Source organism: Gimesia chilikensis (genome assembly GCF_007744075.1).
GTDB lineage: Bacteria > Planctomycetota > Planctomycetia > Planctomycetales > Planctomycetaceae > Gimesia > Gimesia chilikensis_A.
The window spans coordinates 1680029-1693167 of record NZ_CP036266.1 but is presented as its reverse complement, the minus strand read 5'-3'; the positions used below and the strand labels follow the sequence as shown (position 1 = coordinate 1693167).

Here is a 13139-nt window from a genome sequence, read left to right as displayed (position 1 = left end):
TCTCAGCCCTTTGATCCACTCTTCACACGATCAGAGGTGGTTCCCGCCAGCGCTTCCCGCTTGCCCGGAGTGGGCAAGGACGGATTGTCCTGGAATTCGGGATCCGGAGCTTCTCCACTGGAGAACCGGTCACGAAACCAGCCGGCCACCTGATGACTCAGTTTGAGAACATTCGCAATCGGCGAAGTGGGCGAGTAGTATACGTAGCGATAGACATTGTCCATCGAGGTGTACCAGTACTTCTTGGCACCGACTGCCCCGTAACCCATATCCATCACCTGGTCACCGCGGTCCATGCTGTCATGCAACAGGCGTCCGATCAGCAGACGCCCCAGGCCGTTGCTGGAAAGTTCGGAATCGTAACCCATCCGAATTCCATCAAGATACCCGTTGAGATGATAATTATAACAGAACGCAGCAGGTTTACCGGAGAGATAGATCAGATTCAAATCGGCAGCCCCCGCCCGGATCGCACTCGCATACGAATCGCGAAAGAACTGTGAGACCTTTTCATGGGTAATCGTCGTTCCGCTGGTAGAGGAACCCTGCCAGCTCTTAAGCGCGATCTGTTCGCACTGTTCGTACAAGTCCCAGCGCGGATCTGCCTCCCCCCGGGCTTCTCCCCCCGGACGATAACGGAAAAATTCGATTTCTCCATCCTCGGGCACCTTACGCTCGGCACGCAGATACGTCTGTCGTGCCTTCTTGGGTCGTGACTTGAGGTAGTCATCCCAACTCTGATTCAGATCAATGAACATCGTCTGGTTCCAGAGGAATTTTTCAAATACCAGACCATTGGTTGCCAGTGCCCGTTCCGTCGCTCCCCGATCGAAACTGTCACTGTCCACACAACGCAGATCAATCATGTCCCAGTCGCGCCGCGACTCAAGCAGGTATTTTAAAGCTGTGGTCAGTGTCTGCTCAGGACAGGCGGTAGAAGGACCGTAAATGCTACCCCAGTCATCAAAAGGATATGTCACGATGCGACAGGTTCCGAATTTGGATTTGATCCGGCGGATACACAACGGCACAATGCCTGTTACTTCTCCGTCGTCCCGAATCACGAGCACGCGTAATTTCTGATCTTCGGCAAAATGGGTCCAGTAGTCGCGCAGCCATTCCAGCGAACGATAAAAGGAACCACCCGGCGTGACTGATAACAGACGCGTCCAGTCCTGGTGATAGTCAAGTAATGCATCAATCTCATTCAGCTCGATCACATCCGACATGAATTTTCGGCCCTAGCAATTTCTCTCCGCTTTTTCTCTGCACAGGCAATTCAGCCCACTTCCCTGATCGCAGTTAAGTGCGGTAAATACCTCAGTTTAATCTGCAGAAACCGTCCACCATTCCGAGCAGCAAACAGTCTCCACACACGCTATGAACTTAGCCCACGTACAGTGTTTAACGAAAAGAAAATAAGCTCAATCAACCAGAAACCAAAGAGGTGTCGAAATAGGGAGTCGGGTTATAACAGTTTTGTGAATGAACAGGTCATGCGACACTTTACAGACATTCTGATCAAGTTAGCACAGATGGAATGTACGCTTCCTGACGTGCATGAAATATGCGGTAAAACACTGCATGGAGAATGCTGCAACAGCCATCAGATGTGGAGGATTCATCTGCTGTTCGCTGAAAGCAAGCCACTAAGAACACAGTCGACTCACCCCAGATCGTCACCATTGGTGCGCAGTTCAAGAAATGAAGGCGAGTCGTTACCAGCCTCACTCTTTCTTCTTATCTGCCGACATCGCCTCGACCAGCAGTCGATTTCGCTGGTCTGCTTTATATTCATTGACCACCATGATGGCATGAATCATTCCCGGCAGCCAGAACAGCAGAGTCAGAATGACGTTCAAGATAAACTGGAAAGGCTTACCCGCCAGCAGCACGGCGAGGGGTGGAATCACAACTGCCAGAAAATACATCTCACTCTCCAGTCTCACGAGTGCCCAATGGACAGGCTCCTGATTCACGAAATTTTAGAGACACAACCTTCCCACCAGAAAGTGAGAAAAATAGGGCCGACAGGACTCGAACCTGTAACCAACAAATTATGAGTTTGCTGCTCTAACCGATTGAGCTACGGCCCCGAATTTGGTTTCTGACTTCGATTGGATCGTGCAGTTCAGCAGGAACATCAAACCTGAAATCGGCCAATGCAGACCTGTGAACCGGGTGGCTGATAGCTTACTGGAGACTCTGATGAGTGTCAAAGCAACAGGCTGCGAAACACACGATCCTGTCTCACTTTCGGTCAAATGAGCCTCTCTGTTGATCTCTGACACCAGAGCGGGTAAACAGGATCGTAGCACAATCGACTTTTTTGAGATTTCCTCAGCCACTTCCGGGAGGCCCGATTCGAATGGTTCAACGCTCTTTGATCCCTGTTTTGAGTCTCTATCTGCTGCCAGGCCTGCTTCTGCTGTCCCTCGGTCTCACCACCACCCGGGCTGAAAAAGCGACTCCGTCTGCTCCGGTCCGCGTCGGTACGGTCAAAGGAGGACACGTCCACCCTGCCCTCTGCCGGGCTGCGAACGGGGATCTGCTTGCCGTCTATAACGAAGATGGCGGCGGGGGAAAAGAACTGCTCCTCTCCCGCTCGACCGATGGCGGGGTGACCTGGTCTACGAGTCGATCGATCCCCGTCATTAAAGACTGCTCCATCTATCCCGGTTCTCTGACCACTCTCCGCAGTGGCGAAATCGTTCTGCACTGGTCCTGCTATCGCATCGATGGGAAACGCCGCTGGCGGGTGCCTCAATTCTGCACCTCACGCGATCATGGCGTCACCTGGTCCCCCGTCACCGAAATCCCCCTCGAAGACTACACCAACTATACCTGTCTGCGGCATCCGATCCTCGAACTCGACAGCAACCACTGGGTCTGCCCCTTCTATGATCGAACCGTGATCTACGACCGGACCTCCAATTCCGTCACTCCCTTTGGCGACGGACGAAACCACGGCATGGTCTCCCTGATCAGAACCGCGACAGGTACCCTCATCAGTGGTGCTCCACAAAGCGAAGCCCCCGTACCGGTGGGCAAGCCGGGCCAGATGGTTTACGGCCTCCGCTCGACCGATCAGGGACAAAGCTGGCAGGCCCTGCATAACCTCCCCTATTTCGGCGTTGCGGGCTACGACCTGAATGTTCTGAAATCGGATGACGTCGTGCTTACTTCCATTCTGTACGGCGTCGGCCGCGATGACGAATGGGCCTATGAACTCACGCTCTCGCATGACGAGGGAAAATCCTGGGACACCGTGAACTCAGTCATCATTTATAATCCGGGGCGCCCCATCAAAGGTCGGGGCTGGCCTCGTACCGTGCAGATCGACGACCAGACGCTAGGCACACTGTTTTATGACCTCGATCCCAAACAGCCGGATGGTCCCGGCGTCTTCTTCGTGCGCACGCCCCTGTCGGCTCTTAAGTCAGACAAACACTAGTTGCTTTGAAGCGCGATCTGACTCTTCCGCCAGGCAGCACCATACAGGGCAAAGCCCAGCTGCACCGGTTCCGCCGCCTGTCTGAGTGCCGCGGTCAACTCTGGATCAAAGGGAGAAACACCACGCTGCCGCAACAAACTCGCAGCCTGCAGAGTCACCGCCCGATCATATTTTGCCAGGCTCTTCAGTAACTCAGGCAAATTCTCACCCTGCTGTTTCACCAGTCGCTCGGCATATACTACCGCCGGCGTACGCTGACCATCGCCATCTGCGTCAATCCAGACCGCCCCGGTTGACCCAACAACCTGTGACTTAAACTCCGGCGATTCCGGCTGATAAGGCTGCGCCATCGGCCAGTAAGGGGCAGACACCCCCGGGCCCGTCGCAATCGCCACCAGGTGACAGTCCTGGGAACGCGGCTCCAGATTCCAGGTCCCCTGCCACTTCACACCTCCCGCTGGTTCTGAAGTAATCTCTTCGCTGCGGATTAACTCGCCGTTCGCATACAGGTCGATCCGCTCCGCACTTACCCACGCTGGACCGGAAACCGTCAGCGAAACTTCCAGGCCCCGGGATGGCGGCACCAGTTCCCCGGGTCCATAGCGGCCATTGACCTTGATTCGCGTAAACAGCCCATAGGACAACAGCACTTTCCCATCCACGAAATTCTGAATGGTCCGGGGGGGATCAATTTTCCCTGGATCCTGATCGTCCGACTGAATGTAAGTCCGCGACTGCCCCACAATATACCGGCTCACATCGTGCGAATCGCTGCACCCCACGGGCGTCAACATCACCCCCCGGTTCAGTTCGCCGAACCAGTCGCGATACAGCTGCAGCACATCGGTCTGAGTTGCTCCCGAATTGATGATCTCCATCGCATTCGCCCGCAGTTGCCAGTTCTTCAGACTTTCCCCCGTCAGACCAATATGGTTCTGCGGGCCGAAGGGACGGTAATTGGAATGAATGTCGCGGGAGTGGTTCAGGATCACTGCCTTCACGTTCGGCGTACCATAGATACTCTTGAAAATCGCCTCCCAGCTCATCAGCTTATAATCAGGGATTGGTCCCTCTTCCTGTACGGAGAAGACATTGAAGTGCCCCAGCTTGGTCGTCACTTCATTGCCAATGACCGGCGTAAAATATTTCCGGACGTGCAGCTTGCGGGCCAGCGGATCGTAGTTGATCTGCTTGTTATGATCAGTGGCGATGGGAAACTCAATCTGCTCTCCCGCCAGCGTAATCATCCGCTCTTCCATCGAACAGTCGCCATGCCCGGAATGGGTAAACGTATGGATGTGCGTATCACAGCTGACATAGCCGCTCGTATCGACTTCGCGGTCGATCTTGAGGTTGACCTGTTTTGTTTCCCCCGCCTTGAGTCTGATTTGCTGCTCCGCCACACCATATTCAAATCCGCGACCGGCATAGATCGTATACGTGCCCGCCGGCAGCTGGAACTGGGCCTTCCCCGTACTGGTATAAATCACGCCAGTCCGCACCGCCTGTTCCGCATTCGACTCAGCCGATGTCGCCACCAGCGTTCCCGCTGGGTCAACAATCGTCAGCCGACAGGGCACCGTTTTGTTATCAGCCCCCTCAACCACACTCACAGAGACTGTCGCCCCTGCCAGCACCCTGGATCGATCTTCAGGAAACAGCACGATCTCGCCCACACGAATATCATCCGGAGTCAGTTTCCCCGACTGAAAAATTCGTAACCGGTTTTCTCCTGCTTTCACGAGCCCCTCGGGCACCGGCAGCAGGAGCTGTTGATCGTTCTCATCCCGCGTCAGCTTGCCCAGCACGACGCCGTTCAGTTCGACATTCCAGCCCTGCTTTACGTCCTGCTGTCGCAACTGCAGAGTGGATTTCCCCTGAACTGCTTCCGCCTTGAATGGGACCGACAGTTCCGTCTTGGGTGTCCCTTCCGGGAAGGTCGCCCATTCCCGTTCTCCCGAGTGCCGCAAATGCACCAGCTTCGAAGAAATCACTATCGCATCATTGGCCGAGACCAGGCCGGTGCCCGCCAGCCAGCAGCACAGAGTCAGGATTTTCCAGTTCATCGTTGAAAACGCTTTGAAAAAGAGAATGAAGTTGTATGTGGAGCAACCGGAAGAACATTATCGATGGGCGGTTGCTTTCTTTGTGCTCTGTAGCAGGTAGCCCAGCAGGTCATGCAATTGCTGTGGGGTGAGGATCTCCAGCAAATTGGCCGGCATCAGTGACAGGGGCGACTGTTTCTGTTCCTCGATCTCATCTTTCGCGATCTGAAATTCTTTCCCCTGGTTATCCACGAACACGATCACCGCTCCCTCTTCCCGTCGCTTGAGGCCTGTAAAGACTCGCCCCGCATCCGTGATTACGGTGCTCGTGCGGAAATTAAGATCCACCGCACGATTCGGATCGAGCACGTCTTCCAGCAGTCGTTCCAGACCCCGGTTGCCGATCCCATCCAGTTGCGGCCCCACCAGGGCTCCTTTACCGTTCAGCTGATGACAGACCGCACAGTTCTTCTCAAAGACCGCCTTCCCGTTCTCCAGCGATAGTTTATAACTGCCGTGCGACTGAAAATGTTTAGCGATCTGCTGCTGCGTCTCTTTGCCTCGGGGAGGCAATCCGTTGATCAGCTTCTGCAGCCGCTGTTTGAGTTCAGGACTGCCAGACTGTTCGATCTGATTCCGGATATTGGGGCTGCTCAACAGTCGCGGCGCAGCGATCCCTTTTTCCGCAAGGGTGAGTAACAGCTCACTCCCCCCGGCCTGTTGACAGAGCGCTTCGGCCAGTCGGGTTTGCAGTCGCCCTGGATAGGTCTTGAACGCCTGTTGCAACAAAGGTTCCAGCTGCGTTTCATTTTTTTGAATCACGGCTCGAATCACGCTGTTCTGAAACGAATCCGTTGACGGAACCGATTCGACCGGAAGTGGGAACAGGGGCTGAAACGCTTCTGTCCCATCCAGTTTGATCAGGGCCTGAGCCAGTTCATCCTTCAGTTGGGGATCCAGACGCTCACGTGAGAGCCAGGCCGCCAGGTTCTCACGCTCGTCGTGCAATTGAAACGCCTTGACCAGCAGAGCTGCTGCCGACAGTCGTTGTACCTGCTGTTGCAGACCTTCGTGAGGTACGGAGACCACAGCAGGCTCAAATCGTCCCACCGCCAGCCAGGCATAGGCTCTCCCTGTGTCCCCATCGATGATTTCCAGAAAACCCTGTTCTCCTGACACATCTTTCAAATCCCAGTTCACTTTTTGTGCCAGATCATTGCGCGGTGCTAATGCCCTCTTGAGCACAATCCCATCAGCAGATCGACGGAGTTGCACAAAATTCAAACGGTTATGAGGTTGCTTTGGGAAACCAGCATGTCCGGCAATATAAAACTCGAGTTGGTCAGGAATCTTGAAGTCCGTAGAAACCAGTCGGCCGGTAGTACGTTCTCCTGCGGGCAGACTGCTGAAAAAAGAAGCTGCTTTGACACCATCTGCAGAATTACGCTGCTGAGTCTTCCAGGGATTTTCGGAGTATTTCTCTGACACAGGTAAATTCATCCATTGCAGCGGCTGATCTTTGACAGATTCCACCAGTTGGGCTGCCAGCGCGGCTCCCCATTCCTGAAGCGACTGATCGAACGCCAGCCCTTTCTGCTGATATCCCTGCAGTACTGCTTTAATAATTTCCACCTGCAGATCAGGCTGACCAGCCAGTTTTGTCCGTGCCAGTTGAATCAGTGCCGACAGTTTCTCGGCCGGCAGATAGCGGACAATGTGACGAAAATAAGCCGGCAGATCGTCTGCTGCCGCCGGTTCATCCTGCAGATAACGAATCAGATACAAGGCCGCCTGTTCGGTGGGAACCGCCAGCGAGAGTTCTGACAATGTTTTCCTCTGCGAGGGATTCAGTGCTTCCCAGTCCAGCTTCTCCAGCAGGGACGGTTCGCGGATCTGCAACATCAGCGCGCGGCGCACCACATATTCCAGATGATTATCATCCGCCGGCACCCGGGCTTTGAGTGCAAACAGTGGCGACAGGTTATTCAGGTTCGGGTGCAAGCCCAGCCCTTCCGCAGCCGCGCGCTGGACGAAGGCATTCTCATCCTGCAGCGCATTCACTGCCAGCAGGCGCTGCTGTTCTTTCCACGACTGCTTCTCGGCCAGCATCTTTGCGGCATGAATGCGTACCAGTTCGTCCTTGCTCTGCAGCCTCAGTTGCAGCAGATCATCAGCCAGAGCACCGCGGCGGAACAGAACCCACATCGCATGCACTACAATCGTCGGTTGTCTGGCATCCACGACAGCCTGTTGCAGCGGCGCGATCACTTCGCCGCCGAACTGATCGGTCAGATAATCGGTAATCAGCATCCGTGTCGTTAGATTGGTAGACCCCAGATCTGCGATCAGTTCGGGAATACTCAACTTCGTATAATCTTTGAGCAGGTGCTCCTTGCCGGTGGTAACGATCCGCCAGATCCGTCCCCGGTGACGATCGCGTCCCGGATGATCCAAGGGTACTTCGTAATGCCCGATGATCTTGTTATAGAAATCAGCGACATAGATGGCACCATCTGGACCAAGTTGAACATCCACTGGTCGAAACCAGGGGTCGGAAGTCGACAGAAAATCGGGTTCTTCCTGTGCGATGATGGTCGAGCCGTGATACACGGGAGTATTTCGGTTCAACCGGCTGGTCATCACATTACCGCTCAGAAAGTTGCCTTGATATTCCGCGGGAAACTGATCTCCGGAAATGACAGCCAGCCCCGCGATTGCGGTGGAACCATGCAGGTGCTCCATCATTGGTTTGACAAAACCGAGTCCATCATGCGGCTTCCCGAAGCTAGGGTAGTAACCGCCCCGTAGAATTTGATAGATGGGTTTAGAGTGACAGTCCGCGGTAAACAGGTTCCCCATCTCATCAAATGTGGAGCCGAAGGGGTTTACCTGCCCGTGCGTGAAATGTTCAATGCGGGAACCGTTCAGCCGCATCCGATAGGTATTACCAGACTGCATTTCAATCGTGTGTCCATCGCTACCACTGACGCGGGTCTGGTTGTTAAATCCGTGATTCGCATAGAGCCAGCCGTCAAAACCCCGGCGGAAGGAATTGTTCATGCCGTGCGTATCCCGCTCAAAGCCCATCGGCCCAAACAGCTTTGTCACCCGATCTGCTTTGCCGTCGCCATCAGTGTCTTCATAAAACGAAATATCCGGAATGCTGAATGCAATCACGCCATTTTTGTAAGGGTACAGACCAATGGGAATATTCAGCCCTTCCGCGAACGTGGTCACCTTGTCGTAGCGACCGTCACCATTGGTGTCTTCCAGAACTTTGATCGTATCCTTACCCGTTTTCCCATCCTTGACCGGATACGGATACTCTGAAGAATCGGTTACCCACAATCGGCCGCGGATATCAAACGCCATATTCAGCGGTTTCTGAATCTCCGGTTCCGAGGCGACCAGTTGCACTTCGAATCCGGATGGGACGCTGAAACTCTTCAGCTCTGCCTGAGGCGTCAAAGGGTCGGTGGGGCGAATGAATTCGCGGAAGGGATCTTTCTGTTCCTGGGCTATAAGATTACAAGGCAGCCAGAGACTGAAAGCACCCAACAGGCACAGCCAGGAAGTGCGGAACGTCTGCATCATTGTTGTATCACCTGCGCTGGATCAATGAAAATACCCGCCTGCTGTCTCATCAAACGAGACAGCCGACGGGTTCAATCCTAAATGATACATAAAGCAGAATCAATCTGTAGCTAATCAAGTTCCTTGATGTAAATATTACGGAACTGCATCAGACTGCTGGCCGGGCTGAAAGTGCCATCTTTCAGTTTCCCGCCATGATGCTGCAGCGCGATCGGTCCCTTTTCGGGCACGTCGGGCAGCTGGGCATTTTCCAGCACCATTTTGTTATTCAGGATTACGGTCAGACGATCCTTGACCATGATAATGATGAACTTGTTCCATTCTCCTACAGGATTATCGGCGTTCACTTTGGGAGTCACACCGGCCCGGACTTCCGGAGCGACCGACTGATTGCGGCGGTACGAGTAAACTTCTCCCGATCCGATCGGCCAGCACCAGATATTTACCTGAGCCTTGGGAGTTCCCCGCAGATAGATGCCGGAATCAGCATTTGGCAGTTCAACGGTGATGACTTTGCCGTCTGCGTCTTTCAGTTCCGATCCATCTGACAGCACGATCGGAACCTTATACAGACCGGTCGTCTCTTTGATCCGCCATTCCATACTTAAAATGAAATCGCCATATTCTTTCTCGGTCCAGAGATTCTTATCTCCCTTGGATTCACTCTGTGCGTCATAGTCGATGACACCATCTTCAACTTTCCAGTGCCCGTTATCCCCTTCCGGCACTTTCCAGCCGCTCAGATTTTTTCCATTGAACAGAGAAGTGTACCCCGGATGCAGTTTGTCTTCGGGTGGAATCTCGACAATGGCACCATCGGTAACCGAACCAGGTTTTACTTCCAACTGTTCTTTCACCTGCTTCTTGACTTTGTTCTGTGCAGGCAGACTTCCCTGAGCGAACAGACTCAAAGCAGTGCATGCACTCAAAATTAATAACGACTTATTGAGCCGGATATTCATGTTTTTCCTTTTCCTGTTGTTGGGCGGGACACAGCAGGCTTCACGCACTGCCGGGATGATTCTCTCCTGCTATCCTATCGCATGCCTGTGCGCCTTCCCACCCAAATTCGTAACTTTGTTTAGAGAAAGACGGTGTAACTTTGTCGGCGCCGGGCAAAGTCATAGATCAACAGAAATTGATTTCTCTCTGCTGAGCAAGTAACCTGTAGGCATCAATGTCTGTGCTTTCTGTTCCCTGGAAATCATCCGAACCTGAAAGAGACTGTTTCATGCGTGCGCTCACACTTCATGATACCTTGAAGCTTTTGTTCTGCCTGGGCTGTGGTCTGCTCTGCAGCTTCCTGTCGAACAAATCTGCAAACGCGGAAGAAACACAGCTCACGCCGCAGGAAACATTCTTCCTCCGCAAAGTCCGCCCTCTGCTCGAACAAAAATGTCTGGGCTGTCACGGAGCGACCCCCGACGACATCAAGGGGGAATACAACATGCTTAGCCGCGCGGCGCTGATCAAAGGGGGCGAATCGGGGGAGGCCGCGGTGATCATCGGCAAACCGGAACAGAGTCCCTTCTGGAACGCTGTCACCTGGAAAGATGACAGCATCCAGATGCCGCCACAGGAACGAAACCGCCTGAGTGACGCGGAAATCGATGTCATCAGACAATGGATCGCAGACGGTGCCATCTGGACTGACAAAAGCCTGCCTGCCCCGAGTTCGAGTGATGCCAGTTCTGCCCGGGAAATCGTCATGTCCACTTCCGGCGGTCAGTCTCCCACCTGGACGAATCGCACATACGAACCGGAAGATGTCTGGGCCTATCAACCAATCCAACGACCGGATGTCCCCTGGCAGGCCCTGACGAAAACACCTGCTTCCCAGCGGCATCCGATTGACGCCTTTATTCAGCGTAAGCTCCAGGAAAAGAAGTTAACTTCCTCTCCCCCCGCTGACCGCAAAACGCTGCTCCGACGGGCCAGCTACGATCTGACCGGACTCCCTCCTGCACTGGATGAGATTCGCTCTTTAGAACAACAGCAGTCCTCCACTGCCTGGTCCCAGACCATTCAACGCTTATTAAACAGTCGGCACTACGGCGAACAGATGACCCAGATGTGGATCGACATCGTCCGCTACGCCGACACCAGCGGTTTTGCCAACGACTACGAACGTCCCAATGCCTGGCGTTACCGCGATTATCTGGTACGCAGCTTCAATGCCGACAAGCCTTACAATCGCTTTATCGTCGAACAGCTCGCCGGCGATGAACTCGATCCCACCGATCCTGAAATGCTGATCGCCACCGGTTTTCTGCGGAGCGGTCCCTGGGAACATACCGGCATGAGCGTCGCCGCGGTCACCCGCCAGCTGTTTCTGGATGACATTACACAAAGTGTTGGCGTAAGCTTCCTGGCACACAGTTTCCGCTGTGCCAAATGCCACGATCACAAATTCGATCCTGTCCCCACCCGCGACTACTATCGCATTCAGGCCGTCTTTGCCCCCGTGCAGTTCGCCGACCGCAAAGTCGCCTATCAGCCATTTGAAAACATCTCCGGCTTCGACCATATGAAGGTTCGCACGGAAAAACTGCTGGCCGAAACAAAAGCACAGCAGGAACAGTTCAAGCAAAAGACCGACGCCGCGATCGCAGCCTGGCTGAAAGAGAACGGCTTTAAAAACCTGAAGCAGGTTGCCGCAGACAAACGCCCGCCCCTTCGCTGGTTTGGTCTGTCCGAACTCGAAAAAAGCTTGCTCAAAATCAACAACAAACGCATCGACTACTTCGAGCGGGAGCTCAAACGCTACGAACCATACTGCTTCAGCGTCTATAACGGTCCGTCGAACAACTTCCGCTCCACCAAAGCGGTCAACCTGATCCCCGGCCCCAAACAGCGAAAAGGCGATGTCGAAGAGATCTTCATTCTCGCCGGTGGTGCCATCACCGCTCCTACGGATAAAGTCACTCCCGGCGTACTCAGCGCTATGGCGGGTTCCAATGACCGTCAGAGCCCCAACGCCTGGAATACCATTCCCAATACAGCCGATGGACGACGACTCGCACTGGCCCGCTGGATTGCCAGTTCGAACAACACACTCACTGCCCGTGTCATCGTCAACCGCATCTGGCAGATGCATTTCGGCACCGGTCTGGTCGCCACCCCCAACAACTTCGGCCAAAAGGGCGCTAAGCCCTCTCATCCCGAATTGCTGGACTGGCTGGCGACCTGGTTCATGGATCACGGCTGGTCGATCAAACAGCTGCATCACCTGATCATGACTTCCAATACTTATCAGCAGAGCAGCCGACCTGCGGATGCAGAGCTGGTCGCGCGTCTTGATTCCAGCAACCAATGGCTCTCGCACTTTCCAACACGTCGCCTGACTGCCGAACAGATCCGAGACTCATTGCTCACAATCACGGGCGAGTTGAATCCGGAAATGGGTGGTCCCGGTGTCTTCCCGGAAATCAACTGGGAAGTCGCGCTCCAGCCCCGGCACATCATGGGTTCGGTCGCTCCCGCGTATCAACCAATGCCTGAACCGAAACAGCGCAATCGCCGGACTCTGTACGCCTTCCGCTACCGAACTCTGTCCGATCCAATGCTCGACGTTTTCAATCGGCCCGGAAGTGAAATCTCCTGTGAGCGTCGTGACGAAACCACTGTCACTCCCCAGGTCTTCGCTCTGTTTAATGGACAGTTCACCCATGATCGTGCTATTGCTCTGGCGCATGAAATCAGTCAGAAAAACCAGCCACTACCTGAGGCCGTTTCGCAGGCCTTCCAGCAGGTGACGCTCCGCACACCGACTCCAGAGGAACTGCAACTGGCGTTGAAGCATGTCAAAGAAATGCAGGACTACCACGCCGCCCATCCACCGAAACCAATTCCGCTTCCGCGGGAGGTCAAGCGGTCGATGATCGAAGAATTGACAGGCGAGTCTTTTACCTGGACCGAAAAACTGGATCTGACTGAAAACTACATTCAGGATCTCAAGCCCTGGGACGTCGATGCCGAAACCCGGGCCCTGGCCGAACTCTGTCTGGTCCTGATGAACTCCAACGAATTCATTTATCTGCGGTAAC

The 13139-nt window shown here is 54.2% G+C and carries 7 protein-coding genes and 1 tRNA gene; 2 read left to right on the top strand and 6 right to left on the bottom strand.

Annotation, left to right across the window (positions count from 1 at the left end; all coding sequences use genetic code 11):
* Positions 1-2 precede the first annotated feature (2 nt).
* The 3 genes from HG66A1_RS06515 to HG66A1_RS06505 all read right to left on the bottom strand — a co-directional run bounded on the left by HG66A1_RS06515 (position 3) and on the right by HG66A1_RS06505 (position 2096).
* Complete coding sequence (locus tag HG66A1_RS06515; protein WP_145181384.1) at positions 3-1229, bottom strand: GNAT family N-acetyltransferase; 1227 nt, start codon at positions 1227-1229, stop codon at positions 3-5.
* A 498-nt stretch (positions 1230-1727) separates the two neighbouring features.
* Positions 1728-1931, bottom strand: coding sequence for a YqaE/Pmp3 family membrane protein (locus tag HG66A1_RS32620; protein WP_145181383.1), 204 nt, complete (start codon positions 1929-1931; stop codon positions 1728-1730).
* Positions 1932-2022: 91 nt separating this feature from the next.
* A tRNA-Ile gene (locus HG66A1_RS06505) sits at positions 2023-2096 on the bottom strand.
* 272 nt (positions 2097-2368) lie between these two features.
* On the opposite strand from HG66A1_RS06505, the gene HG66A1_RS06500 reads away from it, so the two are divergent.
* Positions 2369-3454: a sialidase family protein gene (locus tag HG66A1_RS06500; protein ID WP_197997005.1), complete on the top strand. Its 1086-nt coding sequence runs from the start codon at positions 2369-2371 to the stop codon at positions 3452-3454.
* On the opposite strand, the gene HG66A1_RS06495 is transcribed toward HG66A1_RS06500, so the two are convergent.
* From HG66A1_RS06495 to HG66A1_RS06485, 3 genes are all read right to left on the bottom strand, one after another.
* Complete coding sequence (locus HG66A1_RS06495; RefSeq protein WP_145181382.1) at positions 3451-5520, bottom strand: CehA/McbA family metallohydrolase; 2070 nt, start codon at positions 5518-5520, stop codon at positions 3451-3453. The genes HG66A1_RS06500 and HG66A1_RS06495 overlap by 4 nt on opposite strands.
* Positions 5521-5577: 57 nt before the next feature.
* The gene (locus tag HG66A1_RS06490) at positions 5578-9093 is read right to left on the bottom strand and encodes a PVC-type heme-binding CxxCH protein (RefSeq protein ID WP_145181381.1); all 3516 of its coding nucleotides are present in this window, start codon (positions 9091-9093) and stop codon (positions 5578-5580) included.
* 110 nt (positions 9094-9203) lie between these two features.
* The gene (locus HG66A1_RS06485; RefSeq protein ID WP_197993845.1) at positions 9204-10055 is read right to left on the bottom strand and encodes a DUF1080 domain-containing protein; all 852 of its coding nucleotides are present in this window, start codon (positions 10053-10055) and stop codon (positions 9204-9206) included.
* A gap of 269 nt (positions 10056-10324) precedes the next feature.
* Between HG66A1_RS06485 and HG66A1_RS06480 the strand changes: the two genes are divergently transcribed.
* Positions 10325-13138: a PSD1 and planctomycete cytochrome C domain-containing protein gene (locus HG66A1_RS06480; protein ID WP_197997004.1), complete on the top strand. Its 2814-nt coding sequence runs from the start codon at positions 10325-10327 to the stop codon at positions 13136-13138.
* Position 13139 lies beyond the last annotated feature (1 nt).